General features: G+C 41.7%; 23 protein-coding genes and 1 tRNA gene. 13 read left to right on the top strand and 11 right to left on the bottom strand.

Features of this window, described 5'->3' with window-relative positions:
• Nucleotides 1-39: 39 nt before the first annotated feature.
• On the top strand, nt 40-1,389 hold the full coding sequence (gene pmbA, locus EL242_RS07280; protein WP_126302105.1) for a metalloprotease PmbA: 1,350 nt from the start codon (nt 40-42) through the stop codon (nt 1,387-1,389).
• A 56-nt stretch (nt 1,390-1,445) separates the two neighbouring features.
• Nucleotides 1,446-1,985, top strand: coding sequence for a hypoxanthine phosphoribosyltransferase (gene hpt / locus EL242_RS07275; RefSeq protein ID WP_126302104.1), 540 nt, complete (start codon nt 1,446-1,448; stop codon nt 1,983-1,985).
• Nucleotides 1,986-1,997: 12 nt separating this feature from the next.
• On the opposite strand, the gene EL242_RS07270 is transcribed toward hpt, so the two are convergent.
• The 3 genes from EL242_RS07270 to EL242_RS07260 all read right to left on the bottom strand — a co-directional run bounded on the left by EL242_RS07270 (nt 1,998) and on the right by EL242_RS07260 (nt 3,321).
• Nucleotides 1,998-2,073 (bottom strand) — tRNA-Ile (locus EL242_RS07270).
• A 92-nt stretch (nt 2,074-2,165) separates the two neighbouring features.
• Complete coding sequence (gene pgeF, locus EL242_RS07265; protein ID WP_126302103.1) at nt 2,166-2,903, bottom strand: peptidoglycan editing factor PgeF; 738 nt, start codon at nt 2,901-2,903, stop codon at nt 2,166-2,168.
• Between the two features lie 31 nt (nt 2,904-2,934).
• Nucleotides 2,935-3,321, bottom strand: a complete 387-nt coding sequence (locus EL242_RS07260; protein ID WP_126302102.1) for a RidA family protein — start codon at nt 3,319-3,321, stop codon at nt 2,935-2,937.
• 80 nt (nt 3,322-3,401) lie between these two features.
• Between EL242_RS07260 and yejK the strand changes: the two genes are divergently transcribed.
• The 3 genes from yejK (at nt 3,402) to gdhA (ending at nt 6,343) form a co-directional block, all read left to right on the top strand.
• The gene (gene yejK, locus EL242_RS07255; protein ID WP_126302101.1) at nt 3,402-4,403 is read left to right on the top strand and encodes a nucleoid-associated protein YejK; all 1,002 of its coding nucleotides are present in this window, start codon (nt 3,402-3,404) and stop codon (nt 4,401-4,403) included.
• Nucleotides 4,404-4,469: 66 nt separating this feature from the next.
• Nucleotides 4,470-4,811, top strand: a complete 342-nt coding sequence (gene bamE, locus EL242_RS07250; RefSeq protein WP_126302100.1) for an outer membrane protein assembly factor BamE — start codon at nt 4,470-4,472, stop codon at nt 4,809-4,811.
• Between the two features lie 191 nt (nt 4,812-5,002).
• Nucleotides 5,003-6,343: an NADP-specific glutamate dehydrogenase gene (gdhA, locus tag EL242_RS07245; RefSeq protein ID WP_126302099.1), complete on the top strand. Its 1,341-nt coding sequence runs from the start codon at nt 5,003-5,005 to the stop codon at nt 6,341-6,343.
• 317 nt (nt 6,344-6,660) lie between these two features.
• Here gdhA and glnS read toward each other — a convergent pair whose 3' ends face one another.
• From glnS to EL242_RS07230, 3 genes are all read right to left on the bottom strand, one after another.
• A complete protein-coding gene (gene glnS / locus EL242_RS07240) occupies nt 6,661-8,331 on the bottom strand; it encodes a glutamine--tRNA ligase (protein WP_126302098.1) in 1,671 nt (556 codons plus the stop codon).
• Nucleotides 8,332-8,491: 160 nt separating this feature from the next.
• Nucleotides 8,492-8,935 carry a nuclear transport factor 2 family protein gene (locus EL242_RS07235; protein ID WP_126302097.1) on the bottom strand — a complete coding sequence of 148 codons (444 nt, stop codon included), beginning with the start codon at nt 8,933-8,935 and terminating at the stop codon, nt 8,492-8,494.
• A gap of 50 nt (nt 8,936-8,985) precedes the next feature.
• Nucleotides 8,986-9,561 carry an NAD(P)H-binding protein gene (locus tag EL242_RS07230; protein ID WP_126302096.1) on the bottom strand — a complete coding sequence of 192 codons (576 nt, stop codon included), beginning with the start codon at nt 9,559-9,561 and terminating at the stop codon, nt 8,986-8,988.
• Between the two features lie 110 nt (nt 9,562-9,671).
• Here EL242_RS07230 and EL242_RS07225 point away from each other — a divergent pair, with 110 nt between their 5' ends.
• Nucleotides 9,672-10,562 (top strand): LysR family transcriptional regulator, encoded by an 891-nt coding sequence (locus EL242_RS07225; RefSeq protein ID WP_126302095.1) that lies wholly within the window; start codon nt 9,672-9,674, stop codon nt 10,560-10,562.
• Nucleotides 10,563-10,630: 68 nt separating this feature from the next.
• Here EL242_RS07225 and efp read toward each other — a convergent pair whose 3' ends face one another.
• Nucleotides 10,631-11,197: an elongation factor P gene (gene efp / locus EL242_RS07220; RefSeq protein ID WP_006250738.1), complete on the bottom strand. Its 567-nt coding sequence runs from the start codon at nt 11,195-11,197 to the stop codon at nt 10,631-10,633.
• A 164-nt stretch (nt 11,198-11,361) separates the two neighbouring features.
• Between efp and EL242_RS07215 the strand changes: the two genes are divergently transcribed.
• Together EL242_RS07215 and epmB are read left to right on the top strand one after the other, a co-directional pair.
• A complete protein-coding gene (locus tag EL242_RS07215) occupies nt 11,362-11,931 on the top strand; it encodes a hypothetical protein (protein WP_126302094.1) in 570 nt (189 codons plus the stop codon).
• A gap of 45 nt (nt 11,932-11,976) precedes the next feature.
• A complete protein-coding gene (gene epmB / locus EL242_RS07210) occupies nt 11,977-12,969 on the top strand; it encodes an EF-P beta-lysylation protein EpmB (RefSeq protein ID WP_126302093.1) in 993 nt (330 codons plus the stop codon).
• 89 nt (nt 12,970-13,058) lie between these two features.
• Here the strand turns inward: epmB and asnS are convergent, their stop codons facing one another.
• Complete coding sequence (asnS, locus tag EL242_RS07205) at nt 13,059-14,462, bottom strand: asparagine--tRNA ligase (RefSeq protein WP_126302092.1); 1,404 nt, start codon at nt 14,460-14,462, stop codon at nt 13,059-13,061.
• Between the two features lie 402 nt (nt 14,463-14,864).
• Between asnS and sbcB the strand changes: the two genes are divergently transcribed.
• Genes sbcB through EL242_RS07190 form a run of 3 tightly spaced genes read left to right on the top strand, consistent with a single transcriptional unit; the run spans nt 14,865 to nt 17,838 of the window.
• A complete protein-coding gene (sbcB, locus tag EL242_RS07200; RefSeq protein WP_126302091.1) occupies nt 14,865-16,412 on the top strand; it encodes an exodeoxyribonuclease I in 1,548 nt (515 codons plus the stop codon).
• Nucleotides 16,409-17,008, top strand: coding sequence for a DNA glycosylase (locus tag EL242_RS07195; RefSeq protein ID WP_126302090.1), 600 nt, complete (start codon nt 16,409-16,411; stop codon nt 17,006-17,008). The genes sbcB and EL242_RS07195 overlap by 4 nt, the downstream gene beginning before the upstream one ends.
• An 11-nt stretch (nt 17,009-17,019) precedes the next feature.
• Nucleotides 17,020-17,838, top strand: a complete 819-nt coding sequence (locus EL242_RS07190) for a PHP domain-containing protein (protein WP_126302089.1) — start codon at nt 17,020-17,022, stop codon at nt 17,836-17,838.
• Between the two features lie 35 nt (nt 17,839-17,873).
• On the opposite strand, the gene EL242_RS07185 is transcribed toward EL242_RS07190, so the two are convergent.
• Genes EL242_RS07185 through efeO form a run of 3 tightly spaced genes read right to left on the bottom strand, consistent with a single transcriptional unit; the run spans nt 17,874 to nt 20,526 of the window.
• A complete protein-coding gene (locus EL242_RS07185) occupies nt 17,874-18,494 on the bottom strand; it encodes a Fe2+/Pb2+ permease (RefSeq protein ID WP_172595354.1) in 621 nt (206 codons plus the stop codon).
• Between the two features lie 9 nt (nt 18,495-18,503).
• Nucleotides 18,504-19,700 carry an iron uptake transporter deferrochelatase/peroxidase subunit gene (gene efeB / locus EL242_RS07180; protein WP_172595353.1) on the bottom strand — a complete coding sequence of 399 codons (1,197 nt, stop codon included), beginning with the start codon at nt 19,698-19,700 and terminating at the stop codon, nt 18,504-18,506.
• A 10-nt stretch (nt 19,701-19,710) separates the two neighbouring features.
• Nucleotides 19,711-20,526, bottom strand: a complete 816-nt coding sequence (efeO, locus tag EL242_RS07175; RefSeq protein WP_126302088.1) for an iron uptake system protein EfeO — start codon at nt 20,524-20,526, stop codon at nt 19,711-19,713.
• Nucleotides 20,527-20,713: 187 nt separating this feature from the next.
• Here efeO and EL242_RS07170 point away from each other — a divergent pair, with 187 nt between their 5' ends.
• Together EL242_RS07170 and EL242_RS07165 are read left to right on the top strand one after the other, a co-directional pair.
• Nucleotides 20,714-20,956 (top strand): type II toxin-antitoxin system ParD family antitoxin, encoded by a 243-nt coding sequence (locus tag EL242_RS07170; protein ID WP_126302087.1) that lies wholly within the window; start codon nt 20,714-20,716, stop codon nt 20,954-20,956.
• Nucleotides 20,949-21,236, top strand: a complete 288-nt coding sequence (locus EL242_RS07165) for a type II toxin-antitoxin system RelE/ParE family toxin (RefSeq protein WP_126302086.1) — start codon at nt 20,949-20,951, stop codon at nt 21,234-21,236. Before EL242_RS07170 ends, EL242_RS07165 begins: the two co-directional genes overlap by 8 nt.
• Nucleotides 21,237-21,241: the final 5 nt, after the last annotated feature.

Raw genomic sequence — 21,241 nt, 5'->3', positions numbered from 1 at the left:
TAGAATATATTCATCAATGCAATCAATCAATGGAACAAAATGTCAATTACAGATAAACAAACCTTGTTACAACAAGAACAGGAACTACGACAAGCGGTCGAATTTGCCTTAAATTTTGCAAAACAGGCTGGAGCAGAGGCAGAAGTAGGTGTGACCAAAGTTGCAGGGCTTTCGGTTTCCAGCCGTTTAGAGCAAGTTGAAAACATCGAGTTCAATAACGATGGCTCGCTCGGTATTTCAGTCTATTTAGGTAAACGCAAAGGTAATGCCTCCACGTCCGATCTACAGCCAGAATCGATTCAAAAAACGGTCGAAGCAGCCCTTGCGATTGCAAAATATACCTCAGAAGATGATTGCACAGGGCTTGCCGATAAAGAGTTGCTTGCCTTTGAAGCAAAAGATTTGGAACTGTACCACCAAGCAGATATTTCCGTTGAGCAAGCGGTCGAATTGGCAATCAAGGCGGAGCATTATGCCTTAAATGCAGACGAAAAAATTGTGAATAGTGACGGAGCAACTTTCAATTCTCACAGTGGTGTGCGTGTTTATGGCAATACGCACGGAATGTTGCAGAGTTACCTGTCGAGCCGATATTCACTCTCTTGTAGTGTGATTTCAGCTTATGAAGATCAGCTTGAGCGTGATTATGAATACACTATTTCCCGTGAGTTTGACAAACTCCAAGCACCGCAATGGGTAGGGCAGCAAGCAGCGGTGAAAGCGGTAGATCGTTTAAATCCGCATAAGATCAAAACAGGTGAAATGCCGGTGATTTTTTACAATGATGTCGCCACCGGCTTGGTCGGGCATTTAGCCGGAGCAATTAGCGGCGGAGCGTTATATCGCAAATCCAGCTTTTTGCTGGATAAACTTGGCGAAAAAATTTTGCCAAGCTGGTTTGCAATTTCAGAACGCCCCCACTTATTACGCCAACTCGCTTCATCAGCCTTTGATAGCGAAGGGGTAATTACCCAAAACCGAGAAATTATTACCGATGGTATCTTACAAACTTACCTAATGACCAGCTATTCCGGTAGAAAAATGGGGCTAAAAAGCACAGGGCACGCCGGCGGTATTCATAATTGGCTGGTGAAACCAAACCGCACCGGTGGGTTAAGCAGCTTGCTCAAGGAAATGGGAACGGGCTTGTTAGTGACGGAAATGTTAGGTTCTGCAATTAATAGCGTGACTGGTGAATATTCTCGTGGAGCAGCAGGCTTCTGGGTTGAAAATGGTGAAATTCAATACCCGGTTGCAGAAATTACCATAGCAGGGCAACTGCAAGAAATGTATAAAAACATCGTTGCGGTGGGCGATGATATTGAGCATCGCTCTAATATCCAGACCGGTTCGATTTTATTAGAAAAAATGACGGTTTCAGGCGAATAATTTGCAAAAAAAGAGCAAATTTAGACCGCTTGTAATCAAATTATTAGGAGAAATGAATGAAAAAGCACCATATTGAAACACTGATTGCCAAAGAGGAAGTCATACAACGTATTGACGAATTAGCAAGCTCAATTAATCGACATTATCAAGAAAATAATTGTAAACATTTAGTGGTGATTGGTTTATTACGAGGTTCATTTATGTTTATGGCAGATCTTGTCAGAAAATTAGATTTACCAGTAGAAGTGGATTTTTTAACCGCCTCAAGCTATGGCAGCAGCACCGAATCCAGCCGAGATGTGAAAATCCTCAAAGATTTAGATGGTGAAATTCAAGGCAAAGATGTTTTGATTGTTGAAGATATTATTGACACAGGTTTCACCTTAAGCAAAGTAGGGGAAATTCTAAAACTGCGTGAGCCAAATTCATTAGCGATTTGTACTTTACTCGATAAACCCTCTCGCCGTGAAGTAGAAGTACCGGTTAAATGGGTCGGGTTTGAAATTCCGGACGAATTTGTTGTGGGCTATGGCATTGATTACGCCCAAAAATACCGTCATTTAGATTATATCGGGAAAGTGGTGATTGAAGAGTAGATAGGTTTTAGTTGGTCCCCCCAGCCGGACTTGAACCAGCGACCAAGCGATTATGAGTCGCCTGCTCTAACCACTGAGCTATGGGGGGATTGGAAAGTGGTTGGAATTATAGAGAAAAACCAAGTAGTCGTCTATAGCTAGAGGATTACTCGGTTAATTATTGAACGAGAGAAAATAGGGTTATTCTGCTCGCCAAATTAAGGTTGCCATTCGCCCGGTTTGTTTGTCTCGGCGGTAGGAAAAGAACAGTTCTGGTTGGCTGTAGGTGCAATATTCGCCACCTGAAATGGTGGTAATGCCTAATTTATTCAGACGTTGAGTGGCAATTTGGTAAAGATTTCCTAAAAATTTACCGCTTGTAGTGCCGTCTTCAATAAAAGCCCCTTTGGCTCTTGGGTCAAAAGCACAGAATTGGTCTGCCACTTCACTCCCGACTTGAAAAGCATTCGGTCCGATAGCAGGACCTAACCAAGCCGATATTTCGTGTGGCGGGCAGTCGAATTTCTCTACCGTCGCCTCTAATATGCCATCGCATAACCCACGCCAGCCGGCGTGTGCAGCCGCAATTTCCGTCCCGTCTTGGCTGGAAAATAGTACCGGTAAACAATCGGCGGTCATCACTAAGCAGACTTGGTTTGGTTGATTGGTGTAAACCGCATCGGCTTCAAGATTATCGCCTGAATAGGGCAGTTCAATCACTCGGGTGCTGTGAGTTTGGGTTAAAAACAGTGGAGCTTGTGGTAATTGAAATTTCTCAACCAATAAAGCACGATTTTGTGCCACATCTTTCGGCTCGTCATTAACGTGATCACCTAAGTTGAAACTATCAAACGGCGGTTTACTTACGCCACCTGTTCTTAAGGTTGTTAATGCGTGAATATGCTTAGGCACATTCCAATTTGGAATAATTTTGTCCATTTGTAAAAAATCTCAAGAAAATGACCGCTTGTTATCGGCGTACTGCAATCGCTTCGATTTCAATGCCCACATCTTTCGGTAAACGAGCCACTTCCACGCAAGAGCGAGCAGGGAAATTCGGGTGTCCGTTTTCTTGGAAGAATGCTTGGTATTCCGCATTCACTTTTGTGAAGTCGTTAAGATCTTTGACAAATACAGTGGTTTTCACAATATCGGCAACACTTAAGCCGGCTTGCTCGATAATGGCTTTCACATTATTCAGAGATCGGCGAGTTTGTTGCACAATATCACTCGGGATTTCGCCGGTTTGAGGATTCACCGGAATTTGCCCAGAAGTTAAAACCATATTGCCTAAATCAATTGCTTGCACATAAGGCCCAATCGCTGCCGGTGCATTTTCTGTGTGGATAACTGTCATCTTGTGTTCCTCTTAATGAAAAATAAACGGATTAATGATAATATCTTTTCTTATTATTTGGAATAAAGAGAAGTGAATTAATGAGCATTAATGTTTCTGAAATCGTGTTACATCAATTACAAAAAACAGAGGGCGAGAACCCGGAGCTTAATACGTTTTTGCGAGAAAATTTATTGGCAATTTCCCCTGAAGTTGATCAAATGATGTTGCAGTTACATCAAGCCTATCAAAGTAAAGCAAAGGCTTACGGTATATTTAAGCCGGAGTCGGTTTTTGCTCAACAGCTCAACCGCCTATTGGAGCAAGAAACCGATTTTTTACCTTTTAGCCATAGCTGTGCCAAAATGCTAGCTGCAGAGCTGATCAAATATCCGTTTGCTGATGGCGGCACCTTTATTTTGTGTCGTTACACTTTTTTAGCCACCGAATATTTGTTCATTGCGTTGATTGATAGTCGCAATTCGATGTTGGTTGATGAGCAATTAGAGATCAAACGAACGCAGTATTTGGAAATTGCACAATACGATATTGCTTGTCGAATTAATTTAACCGAATTGAAACTTGATGCCACCTCTAACCGCTATTTAACTTTTGTGAAAGGCAGAGTCGGACGCAAAATTGCCGATTTCTTTATGGATTTCTTAAGTGCGGAAGAAGGGTTTAATCCACAACTGCAGAATCAAACTTTGTTGCAAGCGGTGAGCGATTATTGTGAGCAAGGGGAGTTATCTGCCCCTCAAACTCGAGAAGTGAAAAAGCAGGTGTTTGATTACTGTAAAGGGCAGATAAATAGTGGCGAGGAAATTGCGTTAAATGAGCTTTCCAATGCATTACCGACACTGAATGAAATTGATTTTGCTCAATTTACGCAAGAGCAAGAATACGGCTTGGAAGAGAATATTCCGCCTATGCGAAATGCCCTTAAAACCCTGACGAAATTTTCCGGCTCGGGCAAAGGGGTCTCGATTAGCTTTAACGCAGAATTATTAGGAGAGCGTTTAATTTGGGATGAACTAAACGACACACTGACAATCAAAGGATTACCGGCAAATCTGCGTGACCAGCTGGAACGTAACAAATAATGGAAAATTTTTATCAGTTTAGGTATTATCTCGTTATCTGAATTTTGGATTATCAAAAGGTCAATTATGAAAATGAAATCTCTTTTAGCTGCAATGTTACTTGCACTGGGTGTAACGGCTTGTTCAACCGTTGAGAAAGTGGTCTATCGTATTGATGTACCACAAGGCAATTACTTAGAACAAGATAAAATTGCTCAACTCAAAGTCGGTATGACAGCAGAACAAGTTGAATATTTGCTTGGCACGCCAATGTTGAAGAACATTTTTGAAACCCACCGCTGGGATTATGTGTTTATTAAACGTGAAGGTTATAAAGATCCTGAACAACGCAATCTGTTTGTTTATTTTGATGCTAAAGGGTTAGTCTCAAAAATTGATGACAGCAATGCGAATGCGGAACAAAAATAATCAGATTACCGAATCAATAAAGCTCACTTTCAAAGTGGGCTTTATTTTTTGAGTAAAAAAACAGCAGCTGGACTTAATTTTTCTTATTTTAATGATAAATTTTTCTAATCGCTCTTTTCAAACGCTAAATTGCTTGCTAGACTTCGCACATCTTAAATACACAACATCAAAATAAAATTCAGGAGTAGTAAATGAGCGACTTAAACGCACTTTTTCAAAAAATCAAACAACGTGATCCGAACCAAGCACCTTTCCACCAAGCGGTTGAAGAAGTGTTCGGTAGCCTTGCCCCATTTTTAGCCAAAAATCCAAAATATACCCAACAAGGTTTATTAGAGCGTATTGTTGAGCCTGAGCGTGTCATTAGTTTCCGTGTAACTTGGGTGGACGATAAAGGGCAGGTGCAGGTAAACCGTGGCTATCGTGTACAGATGAATTCGGCAATCGGCCCGTATAAAGGTGGTATCCGTTTCCACCCAACTGTGGACTTGGGCGTACTGAAATTCTTAGCCTTTGAACAAGTATTCAAAAATGCGTTAACGACATTGCCAATGGGCGGTGGTAAAGGTGGTTCAGACTTTGACCCGAAAGGCAAATCTGATGCCGAAGTAATGCGTTTCTGCCAAGCATTTATGAGCGAGTTATATCGCCACATTGGTGCGGATACTGACGTACCGGCAGGTGATATCGGCGTGGGTGGTCGTGAAATTGGCTATATGTTCGGTCAATACAAAAAATTACGCAATGAGTTTACGTCAGTATTAACCGGTAAATCGCTTACTTGGGGCGGTAGCTTGATTCGTCCGGAAGCAACAGGTTATGGTGCGGTGTATTTCGCAGAATCTATGTTAGCGACTAAATGTCAGCAGATTGAAGGTAAATCAGTGGTGATTTCCGGTTCAGGTAACGTGGCACAATATGCGGCTGAAAAAGTAATTCAAAAAGGCGGTAAAGTATTAACGGTTTCAGATTCTAACGGCTATGTATTATTCCCTGAATCCGGTATGACAGAAGCACAATTACAAGCATTATTAGAGCTTAAAAACGAACGCCGTGAACGTTTATCTGTATATGCACAAGAAGAAGGCTTAAAATACTTTGACGGTCAAAAACCGTGGGGCGTGAAATGTGACATCGCTTTACCTTGTGCAACTCAAAACGAATTAGATACCGAAGATGCTAAAGAGTTAGTGAAAAACGGCTGTATTTGTGTGGCAGAAGGTGCGAATATGCCAACGACATTAGGTGGTGTTGAAGTGTTTATCGGTGCGAAAATCCTTTATGCACCGGGTAAAGCCGCTAACGCAGGTGGTGTAGCAACTTCAGGTTTAGAAATGAGCCAAAATGCAATTCGTTTATCTTGGAGCCGTGAAGAAGTGGATCAACGCTTATTCAACATTATGAAAGCAATCCACGAAAACTGCGTAGAAAACGGTACTGAAGCAGATGGTTTCGTAAACTATGTAAACGGTGCAAACATTGCAGGCTTTAAAAAAGTGGCAAATGCGATGTTAGAACAAGGTATTGTTTAATCTTTATATATAGCCCTCCTCGTGAGGGCTTTTTTATGTTTAAAATTTGGAGTTTTACGATCATTTAGTGAGAAAAATATGAAGTAGATCACAAATTTAAACATTGGTTAGTCTTTTTTGCATATTTTATTTGAAACTGTTAGTAAATTCGCTTAACCTTAGTGCAACAAGAATAAGTGTTGTGCTTAGCAACCTAACACATAAATTTGCTTTCCGAGTGGCCCCAGAATTGGGGCTTTTTTTATGCCTGATGAGTCGTTTTGAGGGTAAAAAAAAATACCAGCATATTTGCTGGTATTTGAATGAAGATAGTTAGATTAGAACGCTACGCTTTCTTTTAAGCTGACGGTTAAATTGAAAACTAAATTCTCCGCAGAGCCGTCTTTGCTGTCTAAGCAGTAGTAACCCTCACGCTCGAATTGGTAGCCTTGTTCCGGTTTGGCGTGTGCTAAACTTGGCTCAACAAAACCGTGCTTAACCACTAATGATTCAGGATTTAGCACCGCATTGATGTCTTCTTCCGCCCCCGGGTTTGGCACAGTAAATAAACGGTCGTAAATGCGGAACTCTGCCGGTTTGTTATCTTCCGCAGATACCCAATGAATCACACCTTTTACTTTGCGACCATCAGCCGGATTTTTGCCTAATGTGTCCGAGTCGTATGTGCAAAAAATAGTTGAAATTCGACCGCTTGCATCTTTTTCCACACGCTCAGCTTTAATCACATAGGCATTGCGTAAACGTACTTCTTTGCCTAAGACCAAGCGTTTATATTGCTTATTGGCTTCTTCACGGAAGTCTGCTTCATCAATATAAAGCTCACGGGTGAATGGTAAATCACGCTCGCCAAGCTCCGGACGATTTGGGTGATTAGGGGCTTTTAAGATTTCCTTTTCGCCGAAGTTTTCAATCACTACTCGGACAGGGTTAATCACGGCCATCGCTCGTGGTGCGTTTTCATTTAAATCTTCACGAATACAGGCCTCAAGTGCAGAGTATTCAACCACGTTATCTTGCTTTGTAACCCCAATACGGCGACAAAATTCACGTAAAGACGCTGGGGTATAACCACGGCGGCGTAGGCCGGAAATGGTTGGCATACGAGGGTCATTCCAACCATCAACAATGCCGTCCGTGACTAATTTTAATAATTTACGCTTAGAGGTTAAAGTGCCTTCTAAATTCAAACGTGAAAATTCGTATTGGTGCGGTAATGGTCTTTCAATCGAAATATTGTCCAGCACCCAATCATATAGGCGGCGGTTATCTTGGAATTCTAACGTACATAGTGAGTGTGTGATTCGCTCAATCGCATCAGAAATGCAGTGGGTAAAATCATACATCGGGTAGATGCACCATTTATCACCGGTTTGGTGATGGTGAGCAAATTTTACACGGTAAAGTACAGGGTCTCGCATCACAATAAACGGGGACGCCATATCAATTTTAGCTCTCAAGCAGGCTTTTCCTTCGGCAAACTCTCCGTTTTTCATTTTTTCGAATAACGCTAAGTTTTCTTCCACGCTACGATCACGGTAAGGGCTGTTTTTGCCCGGCTCGGTTAAAGTTCCACGATATTCACGCATTTCATCAGGCGATAATTCATCAACATAGGCTAATCCTTTGTTGATTAACTCAATCGCATAGCCATAAAGCTGGTCAAAATAGTCTGAAGCATAACGAGGCTCGCCCTCCCATTTAAAACCTAGCCATTCCACATCTTGTTTAATTGAATCTACATACTCTACGTCTTCTTTAACCGGGTTGGTATCATCAAAACGTAAGTTGCATAAACCGTTATAATCTTGAGCGATACCAAAGTTTAAGCAGATCGATTTAGCGTGGCCGATATGCAAATAACCGTTTGGTTCAGGTGGAAAACGAGTGTAAACGTTGTTGTGCTTTCCGTTTGCTAAATCTTCATCAATAATGTGGGTAATAAAATTGGCTCGAGTGCCTGTTTCTGCCGTTAAAATTTCTTCGCTCATAGTTCTCTCTAAATGTATCAATAAAAATAACGGATTATTCTACACTTAATTGAAACAGACTTAAAGACTAAAGCAAAATTCCTCGGTTTCCCCCAAAGAATTTTGCTGTTTTAATAAGATCAAATAGAATTGCAAATTTTTAGCTAAATTTAACCGCTTGTTATTGACTGATTTCACGGCTTTCGCTAATCATAAAATTCGCAATCCGTTTGGCAATTAACCATTTGCCGTCTTGCCTAACGTAGGTATCGGCATAACGCACGCTGTGGTCGTGTAAGATCTCTTTACCCTCTTTGGTTTCTACCAGTTTTACTGCACAATAGTTAATCGCAGTGGCGTTATTTTCATCAATAAAAGTGACGGTATGTTGACCGTTTAGATGATAAACACGGTGAAACGGGGTTAAAAAGGTGGTAAATACCTGTTCGATTTCCGTCACACCGTGCATTTCAAACACCAATTTTCCGCCAATGTAGGTATGCACAATCGCATCGGGCGTAAAAAGCGACATCTGCTCGGCAACCTTTTTTTCATCGGCAAAGTTGGAGAATGTATCTACTAAATCTTTCAGTGCTAAACGATCTTGAATTTGTTGTAGGTTCATTGTGATTTCCTTCTGATTTTTGCAAATTTTATTTGGTTTTTCACCGCTTGTTAGGCTGCAATACCAACACTTTCACGGATTTCAATGTTTTCACGCAAAATGTGAGCTACAAAATCGGCAATGGATTTGCGGGAAACGCTGTGCCCTTTGAATGCTTCGCCTTTGTGAGTCAGTTGATATTGCACTTCCGAACCGTTGGTAAACCAGCCCGGGCGGACAACGGTATAATCCAACTCGGAGGCTTCAATCACGGCTGCCGATTGGCGGTAAGGCTCTAAAATTGCCCCGTGATCTTCGCCGGTTTCGCCGTAAATCCCCATTGAGCTAATCCAAACCAAGCGTTTTACTTGGGCTTCATTCATTGCTTTAACTACATTTTCTGCCATCGGTTTTAAGTTGCCGGCAAGCCCGGCGTAAACGGCATCAATGCCTTGCATCACTTGGGTTAATGCGTTGAAATCCAACACATCGCCTTGTACGATTTTGACGCGTTTATTTTTAAATTTCGCTACCGACTGTGGACGACGGACGAAAAGAGTTAATTGCACATTATCATCTTTTAGAAGTTCAGGAATAACGACATTCGCAAGGCTACCGCTTGCTCCTAAAATTAAGATTTGTTTCATTGTTTTTCTCCATTGAATTAATGAAGTCAGTATAGCGGTGTAGATTGCATTTGATTAGTAGGGTAAAATCGCTTGAAGTAATGAGAAAAATTCATTAATAAGGTGGTTAAATGAAAGAAAACCTCAACGATTTAAGAGCCTTTTTACTGGTAGCACAAACGAGCAGTTTTACCAAAGCAGCAGCACAGATGGGCGTGTCGCAGTCGGCGTTGTCGCATAGCATTCGGGGGATTGAAGAGCGGTTGCAAATCAAGCTGTTTCATCGCACTACCCGTAGCATTTCAACCACCGAGGCAGGGGAGAGGCTGTATCAACGGCTGTTACCGCTGTTTGATGAAATCGACCAAGAAGTGAACGGGCTGAGTGAGTTTCGCAATGCGTTAAAAGGCACACTGAGAATTAACGGCAACGAACACGTTTTTCGTGATGTGCTGGCAGATAAATTCGCTGAGTTTGCCAAACGTTACCCTGAAGTAGCATTGGAACTGGTGGCGGAAGATCGCTTTGTAGATATTGTCGCCGAGCGTTTTGATGCCGGCATTCGGCTAGGGGCAGATGTAGCGAAAGATATGATTGCGTTACGCATTTCGCCTGATGTGAAAATGGCCGCTGCTGCCAGCCCTGACTATTTGGCACAACACGGCACGCCGAAAACGCCCTTTGATTTAACCGAACACTATTGCCTTAAACATCGCCTTGCCACACTGGGCGGTATTCTGGCGTGGGAATTTCGGGATCCGATCACCAAGAAAATCGTCAAATTCCAACCACAGGGCAATCTTACTGCCAACAACGGCTTCTTGCTGCAACACTATGCCAAGCAAGGCTTAGGTATTCTTTGGAGTCCGCAAGACAGTATTCAAACTGATTTGGATAACGGCAGCCTTGTGCCGATTCTAACCGACTGGGCAATGCAGTATGAAGGCTATCATCTCTATTACCCCAACCGCCGCCAGCATTCGCCTTTGCTGAAAGCGTTAATTGATTTACTGAGGGGATAGGTAAAAAAACAAGCGGTCGTTTTTAGCAAAAAATTGACCAAAAACGACCGCTTGTAGAAGAAGCTAAATTATTTTACGCGAGAAACATATTCGCCTGAACGGGTATCCACACGGATAACTTCACCGATTTGAACGAATAAAGGTACGTTTACCACCGCACCGGTGCTTAATGTTGCCGGTTTACCACCTGTACCTGCGGTATCGCCTTTTAAGCCCGGGTCGGTTTCAACGATTTCTAACTCAACGAAGTTTGGTGGTGTGACTGCAATCGCTGAACCGTTCCATAAAGTAACGATACATTCTGCGTTATCAACCAACCATTTTACGTTGTCGCCTAAAGCTTTTTCATCTACCGAGATTTGTTCAAAGGTTTCTGGGTGCATAAAGTACCAGAAATCGCCATCGCTGTAAGAGTAGTTGTAGTTAGAATCTACTACATCAGCCGCTTCAACGGAAGTGCCTGATTTGAAGTTGATTTCTAATACTTTACCGGAGATTAATTTACGGATTTTAGTACGGGTAAATGCTTGACCTTTACCCGGTTTTACGAATTCGTTTTCAACGATTACACAAGGTTCGCCATCTTGAATAAATTTTAAACCTTTTTTAAAGTCGTTAGTGCTGTAGCTAGCCATTATTTCCTCAATTATTTAAAAAATAACAATAAATTAACAAATTTTGAACCCAACCCTATTGGGTTTGTCAAAAAGAGCCATATAATAACCTAAATTCACAAAATTAGCGAAAGATCTCTTGAGATTTTTGCTATAATTTTTCAACTTTATTAAAAGGAATGCGAATGAAAAAACTGATTACCCTTTCTGCGATTTTAGCCGTTTCTGTTGCAACTGTTGCAGAGGCAAAGCGTGGAGGCGGGAGTTTCCGCTCAGTTAGCCCGTCAAGGGCGGTAGTAACTAAGCCAGTGGCTTCTCAAAAATCAACCACAAACCAGCAAACGCAGCAAAAAGATGCTACTTTTGCGAACACACCAAACAGTGCAACTGCTCAACCACAAGTGCGTCAAGGCAGCACGATGGCGAATGTGGCGATGGGAGCCGCCGCCGGTTATATTCTAGGTGATATGATGTCATCGAATGCACACGCAAATCAGCCAAGCCAGCCTGCGGATACAAGTGCACAAGCGGTCAATTCTGCACAAAATGTTGCAAGTGGGGTAGCTCCGGCTATTGCAGAATTCAAGAGCATTGGCGGTCAAATTGATCCGTTTTTAGTGGAAAAAACCGATGGTTATCGCCGTTATTGTATTTCAGGCGTGCAATATTTAGCAGCGGCTCAACCGGGGCAAACACCACCTGTGGTGATGGTAAACCCGAATGGCACACCGCTACAATGTAATTTACTTCCTTAACAACTTTATTAGTGGGCAAGTTAAAACTTGCCCCCACCATATTAAATGCAACCAATTCAAATCAAACCTCTTTGGCTAACCGAACTGGCTCAAGCCTTTAATAACTCTATCGACTTATTGCAATTTCTTGAACTCAATCCAAATGATTTTGAGGGCGATATAGCTGCCCGTAAATTATTTGCTCTTCGAGTGCCAAGAGCATTTGCCGAAAAAATGGAAAAGGGTAATCCGAACGATCCGCTTTTTTTGCAAGCAATGTCGTCACAGGCGGAATTTATTGAGGCAGAGGGGTTTGTGGTAGATCCATTGGAAGAGCAACAAAGCCCGGCACCGAATATTTTACATAAATACCACAACCGTTTGTTATTTATGCTTAAAAACAGTTGTGCGATTAACTGCCGTTACTGTTTCCGCCGTCATTTCCCTTATGAGGAAGTGAAAAGTGGTAAAGCTGTGTGGCAACAGGGACTAACTTATATTGCTGAGCATCCCGAGCTGGAGGAAGTGATTCTGTCCGGTGGTGATCCGCTAATGGCAAAAGATCAGGAATTAGATTGGATATTAACGCAATTAGAGCAGATTTCGCATATCAAAACCCTGCGTATTCATTCACGCTTGCCGGTCGTTATTCCCAATCGAATTACGACAGAATTATGTGAACGGTTATCAAAATCTCGCTTGAATGTGGTGTTGGTTACCCATATTAATCACGCCAATGAAATTGATGCTGTTTTTGCGAACAAAATGGCTCAACTGAAAAAAGCTGGCGTTGTACTGCTGAATCAATCAGTGATGTTAAAAGGGATAAATGATAATGCTCAAACTTTAAAAAGGTTAAGTGATAAACTTTTTGAATATGGGATTTTGCCTTACTATTTGCATTTATTTGATAAAGTGGCAGGGGCGAGCCATTTCTATATTGAAGATGAACAGGCTGGTGAGATTTACCGAGAATTACAGCGTATCACTTCAGGCTATCTTGTGCCAAAGCTGGCAAGAGAAATAGCGAAAGAGCCAAATAAAACCTTGAAAGGCTAGTTTAAACAGAAAACAAAAGGCGAAAATGGTAAAATTTTCGCCTTTTTTGACCGCTTGCAAGCGGTTAAATTTTCTAACTTTTTTGCAAATTAGAAGTTTGCATTTCGTGGAGCACGAGGGAATGGGATTACATCACGAATGTTTTGTAAACCGGTCACATACACGATTAAACGCTCGAAACCTAAACCAAAACCTGAGTGAGGCACCGTACCGTATTTACGTAAATCACGATACCACCAGTAATCTTCAGGGTTTAAGCCCATTTCATTCATACGCTTATCTAATACTTCTAAACGTTCTTCACGTTGAGAACCACCGATGATTTCACCGATTTCCGGGGCTAAAACGTCCATTGCAGCAACTGTTTTGCCGTCATCATTTAAACGCATATAGAAGGCTTTAATATCTTTTGGATAGTTTTTCACGACCACCGGCGATTTAAAATGTTCTTCGGCTAAGAAACGCTCGTGTTCAGAGGAAAGGTCGATCCCCCAAGACACAGGGAATTCAAATTCTTTGCCTGATTTCAATAAGATCTCAATCGCATCGGTGTAATCCACTTGAGCAAACGGCGAATTGATGAAGTTTTCTAAACGACTAATCGCATCTTTATCCACGTGTTTAACGAAAAACTCCATATCGTCTTTACGTTCTGCAAGCACTGCTTTAAACACATATTTCAGCATATCTTCGGCTAATTTTGCATTGTCGTTTAAGTCGGCAAAAGCAACTTCCGGCTCCATCATCCAAAATTCTGCTAAGTGGCGGGTAGTGTTTGAGTTTTCTGCACGGAATGTCGGGCCGAAAGTATAAACTTTACTTAAAGCACACGCATAAGTTTCGGCATTTAACTGACCGGATACAGTTAAGAACGATTCTTTACCGAAGAAATCTTGGTTAAAATCCACTTTGCCGTTTTCACCACGAGGTAGATTTTCTAAATCCAGTGTAGAAACACGGAACATTTCACCTGCACCTTCGGTATCTGAAGCGGTAATTACAGGTGTAGCAACCCAATAGAAACCTTGTTCGTGGAAGAAACGGTGGATTGCTTGAGCTAAACAGTGGCGAACACGAGCAACCGCACCAATTAAGTTCGTACGAGGGCGTAGGTGAGCAACCTCACGTAAATATTCGATAGAGTGGCGTTTCGCTGCCATTGGGTAGGTGTCAGGATCTTCCACCCAACCAAGCACTTCCACTTTACTTGCTTGTAATTCAACGGCTTGACCTTCAGCAGGAGATTCCACAACTTTACCGGTCACCACCACAGAGCAACCTGCGGTTAAACGTAATACTTCGTCATTATAATTTGGTAGATCGTTATTAATAATCGCTTGAATTGGGTCAAAGCAAGAACCATCGTAAACGCTCAAGAATGATAAACCGGCTTTTGAATCACGGCGGGTACGCACCCAACCACGCACTGTCGCTTCTTCACCTACCGCTACTTTGCCGGATAGGATTTCCGAAATTGTTGGAAATTTAGACATTGAATACCTCAAATTCTTTATTGTGAGTTTTAATATAAGAAACGTTCCGTATTCTACAAGAAAATAGGGGGAAATATAATAATTTTACGGAATTATTTGCAAATTTGTGAGTCTATATAAGCATTGCAAGTAGTTAAATCTGATTTTGCTTGGTGTTAAAAAATTTTTTATTTTTTAATGAACTTTCGTTCAGTTAGGCAGTCTGAGTATATGTAACAGATTTATGCAAGTTTTTTTCATATTTCCTTAGGTAAGACCTCCGCCCCTTTTCGCTTTTTTTGATTAGGGGCTTTTTTTTATTTTAGCATTTGCAAATTTCTAACGGAAATTGACCGCTTGTATTCCCTCCTTTCTGCCTTACTGTGCTACAATCACCCCAATTTTTTCTAACAAATTGAACGAATGAGCGATAAATTCTCTTTTTTCTTTTACGATTATGAAAGTTTCGGCGTAAGTCCGGTGTTAGATCGTCCGGCACAATTTGCCGGTATTCGAACCGATGCGGATTTTAATATTATCGGTGAACCGGTAATGTTTTTTTGTAAGCAAACGCCGGATTATTTACCCAGCCCCGAAGCGGTGATGGTTACCGGGATTACACCGCAACAATGTAACGCTGAAGGTGTATCTGAGCCGGAATTTGCAGCCCGAATTCACGCTGAATTTAGCCGAGCGAATACTTGTACTATCGGTTATAACAATATTCGTTATGATGATGAGATGACCCGTTATACCTTCTTCCGCAATTTTTACGATCCTTATGAATATAGCTGGAAAAACGGCAATTCACGTTGGGATTTATTGGATTTAGTGCGTGCCTGCTATGCGTTACGACCTGATGGTATTGAGTGGCCAACAGACGAAGCGGGTATGCCGAGTTTTAAGTTGGAAAATCTTACCAAAGCCAATGGCATTGCTCACGAAAATGCACACGATGCGATGTCCGATGTATATGCCACCATTGCAATGGCAAAATTAATTAAGCAAAAACAGCCGAAACTGTTCGATTTTTTCTTTAATTTACGCAGTAAAAAAGAAGTGGAGAAGTTAATTGACACCGGCGAAATGACACCGCTTGTACACGTTTCCGGTATGCTGGGCAATTATCGGGGCAATACCGCTTGGGTTGTGCCGCTTGCTTGGCACCCAACTAACCAAAACGCCGTAATTGTGTGTGATTTATCGGGCGATATGAATGGTTTATTGACTGAAAATGCGGAGGTTTTACGCCAACGCTTATACACCAAACGAGATGAATTAGCCGAAAATGAGCTACCTGTGCCGTTAAAATTAGTGCATATCAATAAATGTCCGATTTTAGCACCGGCAAAAACCTTACTGCCTGAAAATGCAGAGCGTTTAGGCATAGACAGAGCTTTATGTTTGGAAAATTTGAAAACCTTAAAAGCACAGAAATCGCTCGTTCGGGAAAAAGTGATTGAAATTTTTAATGAAGAACGCACGTTTGAGCCGGCGACCAATGTAGAAACCACTTTGTATGATGGCTTTTTCTCGCCTGCGGATAAAAATAATATGGCGATTTTACGCACGCTACCGCCTGAAGATTTAGCCAACCACGGCTTGAAATTTGAAGATCCTCGAGTAGAGGCGTTACTATTCCATTACCGAGCAAGGCACTATCCACAAACACTCAGTCGAGCCGAGCAGATCAAATGGCAGAAACATTGCAACCAGCAAATTGAGGCAAAAGCCGAACAATTCGCCCAATCGATTGACGACTTGTTCCAACAACATCATGATAATCCGGCAAAGGTAAAATTATTGGAAAACTTGACCGCTTACGCAGAGCTGATTTCGCAACAACAAGCGGTCATTTATGGTCAAAATGTTGCAAAAGATGAAAAATTGCTGAGCGAGCTTAACAGAGTAGCGGAACAGCCTCTAGATAAAACCGAAAAGCTCAAGATGTTAAAAGAGTTGATGAAATGACAATAGATAATTTACTGCTAGAACAGCACCCGTTTGACCCTATTTTGCCTGAACAAGCAACAGTGGTGATGGTCGGCACTTTTCCCCCAACATCGGAAAAGCGTTGTATGGAATTTCATTACCCGAATTTCCAAAATGATATGTGGCGAATTATGGGCAATATTTTTTATGATGACCCTGACTATTTCCGAGTGGGCGAAGAAAAACGCTTTGACCCTGTTCGGATTGAGGCATTTTTGCGAGAAAAGGGCATTGCTCTTTGTTCTTCGGCAAAAACAGCAATTCGTTTAAAAGGAAATGCTTCAGATAAAGATTTAAAAATTGTTGATCCTATCGATATGGACGAACTGTTGCTCAAATTACCTAAACTAAAATGGTTATTTACCACAGGTGGTTTGGCAACCGATACATTGCTCGGTTTATTGCCGGAAAAACACAAAGCACCGAAAACCAACGAATGTGTGGTCTATCCTTATTCCGCTACAAGAGAACTTTATTTATATCGTCTGCCTTCGACTTCGAGAGCTTACCCACTCAGCTTAGCCAACAAAACCGAAGCCTATCGCCAATTTTTTAGGACTGCCAGCTTAATTTAAGGATAAATAAAATGAAATATGATTTACATGCCCACAGTACCGCCTCTGATGGTGTACTTTCCCCGACTGAATTGGTTCAACGTGCGGTGGAGCAAGGGGTAACAATGTTAGCTTTAACCGATCACGATACGATTTCGGGCATTAGAGAGGCGAAAAATTTTGCCCAAAATCAACCGCTTGAGTTTATCTCCGGGGTGGAAATCTCAATTTTATGGCAAGAAAAAAGCATTCATCTTGCGGCGTTGAATATTGATGAAAACAACGAGGAATTGGTGAGTTTTTTGGACAATCAAGCCCAATTAAGGGAAGAGCGAGCGGTCGAAATTGGCGAAAAATTAGCAAAAGTCGGGATTGCGAATGCTTATGAAGGGGCAAAAGCCTTGGCAACAGGCGAAGTGACTCGGGCTCATTATGGGCGTTTTTTGTATGAGCAGGGCTATGTTCGCAATATTGAACACGCCTTCAAGCGTTATTTGGGAATGGGGAAGCCTGCCTATGTTAAACCGAGATGGAGTAGTTTAGAAGAAGCGGTGAATGTTACCCACACCGCAGGCGGTGTGATTTCGATTGCTCACCCATTACGTTATAAAATGACCGCTCGTTGGGTTCGCCGTTTAATCGCAGATTTCAAACAAGCCGGAGGCGATGGCATAGAAGTATCAGGTTGTGGACAAACACCCGACCAACGGCAGCTACTGACCCGCTGGGCAAAAGAGTTTGACTTATATGGCTCGGTCGGTTCTGATTTCCACTACCCAACCGGCTGGATTGAACTCGGCAGAAGTTTGGAATTACCCCAAGAATGTAAACCGATTTGGGCGTTATTTTAGTGTTATCGGGGCAAGTGATTTGCCCCGATTTTTTACTATTTCACTTTAACTTGCTTAAATTCCGCCATTACCACACCAAGTTCGGAAACCAACTTACTAATCTTTTCTATATCTGGCTTTTCAGCATTCAGATTAATTCGCATTAAACCGAGAATACGCTCAAATTTGCCATAATGAGTTAGGCTGATCTCCCGTACTGCTTTTTCCTGTTTTACCCAATTCTTGCCAAACTGATAAGCCGCCCATTTGATTTTTGCGATCTCTTGAGTCGGCACGGTTTGAGCAAGCTCTGTATAAAGCGGTGTCATTTTCGCTACAAAATCCTGATGTTTTTCGGCATAACCACTTGGATTTTGTTCTTTTTCAAACGCATATAGCTTTTTAGCAAGGTTTTCCAAGTGTTCAGCAGAGGGGGATTCAATCGCTTTTTTAAGGGCGGTTTGTACCTCGTTTCCTACGGGGGAATTGTGTTGGCTAATCTGCTTAAAATTGTGCTGTAAAGCGGTCAAATTTTCGCTGGATTTTGCAAATTCCCCTTTTTTACTCTCTGCCATTGCATCAGAAAGCTGAACAAAAAGCGGACTTACTTCTACCTTTGCCCAAAGCGTTGAAGCTGAAAGCAAAGCTGAGGCAAGCACGAGTGTTTTTAATCGCATATTTTATCCTTAAATTAGCTCAAACAAGGCTTTGCCAAGGTAGTCATTTTCATCTTTCACTCCGGCAAAACAAGCAAATAAGCCACTGCCGATATGAGTGATGTATTCATTCATTTTATCCACATTGCCGAGGGCGTTCTGGATTTTGATAAATTGCTCCGGACTTTGTTGGAAAGAAATAAATAACAATCCTGAGTCAAATTGCCCTTTATCATCAATACCGCTGGAATAGGAGAATGAACGGCGTAGGATTTTCAGCCCTGTGTTGTTGGCAAGATGAGCGTGTGAAATTTCTGGAATCACTAAATTGCCTTTTTCGTCTTTTTTGGCTAAATCTAATTTCTCGAATTCGTGCTGATGCCCGATGCCGGCTCCGGAATCCCGATGGCGACCGAAGGTTTCTTCTTGGGATTGTAGGTGAGTGCGATCCCAAGTTTCCAAGAACATTTTAACACGGCGAACGGCTAGATAAGAACCGCCTTTGAGCCAGCCCTCTTGTTGCACCCATACCGTATTTTCCTGATCTTTTAAACTTTCTGCGTTGGCAGTGCCGTCTTTAAAACCGAATAAGTTACGAGGCGTGTCTTGATTCGCAAAGGAGTTAAACCCCATTTGCGACCATTTCATTTTGATTTCGCCACGGGCAACACGCACCAAATTACGCACAGCGTGGAAAGCCACTTGAGGATCGTCTGCACAGGCTTGAATGCAAATATCGCCACCGGTGTATTCTGCTTGTAGTTGATCACGAGGGAAATGCGGTAAATTTTTTAGTGCTTCCGGCTTATGTTTTTCAATGCCGAGTTTTGTAAAGAAATTAGCACTGACGCCAAAGGTGAGAGTGAGATTCTGTGCTGAAAGGCTATCTGCCTCACCGGTATCCACCGGTGGAACATAAGCATTGGCACTATAAGGCTTCACATTTTTGCCAAGCGTAAGGTTACGGCTATATTCCGTCCAGTTTTTAAACAGAGTTTTTACTTTGGCAATGTCGGTGGTGTCTAAATCCAGCACTAAAAAGTAGATATGTTTTTGTGCAGGGCTAACAATACCGGCTTGATGTTTGCCGTAAAAGTCGTATTGATTTTGAGATTTTTCAGATATTTGTCGTGATTCCAAAGCGAAAGCAGGAGCAGTCAATAAGCCTGCTCCTACCAATGCGGTATGTTTTAAAAAATCACGGCGAGAAGTGGTTTCTGCCATCATTTTTACTCCATTATTTATTTAAAAGTACGCCAAGTTGAGCTAACGGCTCGCCTAATTGATTGACGGCTTCAGCTAACGCTTTAATATCGGCTTTTGAGAGCGTATCGTAGCCAACATAATCATAGCCACCTGTTTTGGATTTATTATGTTTTTCCAACAAAGCATTTACTGTAGCAAAACGAGAGGCAATCTCTGCTGAGAGTTTCGCATCAACTTGTTCTAATTGTGGTTTGAAAATCTGATAGATTTTTTCTGCCCCTTCAATATTGGCTTTAAAATCGTAAAGGTCGGTTTTAGAGAAAATTTCTTCCTCGCCGGTCACTTTCGTGGTAGAAACTTCGTTTAATAAATCTACTGCACCGGTAATCATCAGCTCAGGAGTAACTTCCGCAGTTGGAATTTTCGCACGCAGTTCTTTTACATCTTTTAATAGCTGATCTGCTGTAGCTTTCGTCCCTTTAGTTGTATTTTTCTCCCACAACACTTTCTCGATTTTGTGGAAGCCCGACCAATCCTTTTCGGTTTTGCCTTCTTCGGCTAAATCTGCCAGACGGGCATCAATACGAGGGTCTAAATCGCCAAAACTTTCTGCAATCGGTTCAGAACGTTCAAAATACATTCTTGCAAGCGGGTAAATTTTCTTGGCATTTTGCACATCGCCTTTGTTTAAGTAACCGACAAATTTTTCCGTATCGGTAACCAGTTGGTCAATTTGTTCCACCACAAATTGTTTATAAGCCTCGGTTTCCTTAGTTAAGTCTAAAGCTGCCGCTTGAGTAGCCACAAAAAAGCCAGAAAGTGCAAAAGCAAGTTTGGTTAAACGCATAAAAATTTCCTTTTAATAAAAACATTGTGACATAATATCCTTATTGCGAATTATTCGCAAAAAATAATGCTGATTTTGTGACGTAAATCACATTTTGTTTTGCAAATTATTGCTAAAAATAGACCGCTTGCTTATCTAAATTAGAGCCATTACAATCTGCTCAATAATCAATAAGATAGGAATAGTAATGAGTAGAACAACCAGCGTAACTTTAGCTGAGCCATTAAGCCAATTTGTGAACCAAATGATTGAAAGTGGGCGTTATGGTTCGACCAACGAGGTTATCAGTGCCGCATTAAAAATATTGGAAGCACAAGAACAGCAGCTAATTCAGCTAAGAGCCTTAATTGATGAAGGCTTAGAAAGTGGTGTTTCTGAGGAAACCGTTCAATCTATTATCAGCAAGGCAAAGGCAAAACGTAATGTATAAACTTTCTGTTAGGGCAGAGCGAGATTTAGCGTTACTTTATGAATATTCCGCAGCCCAATTTGGTGATGCCCAAGCTGAAGCATACTTATTAGATTTGGAAAAAACATTTTGTCTGCTCGATGAGTTTCCCTATATGGGTAGAAACGTGGAGCATATTCGCTCTTCGTTGCGGTGTCATTACCACCGCTCACATTCTATTTATTATAAACCAATCCCAAAAGGTATCTTTATTGTTAGGGTATTAGATCAAAGAATGGATCAATATAAGCAGTTACAATAAATTTG

The sequence above is a fragment of the Mannheimia haemolytica genome (assembly GCA_900638155.1).
Classification (GTDB): domain Bacteria; phylum Pseudomonadota; class Gammaproteobacteria; order Enterobacterales; family Pasteurellaceae; genus Mannheimia; species Mannheimia glucosida.
The sequence above is the reverse complement of the archived record's forward strand: the minus strand, read 5'-3'. Positions and strand labels throughout refer to the sequence as shown.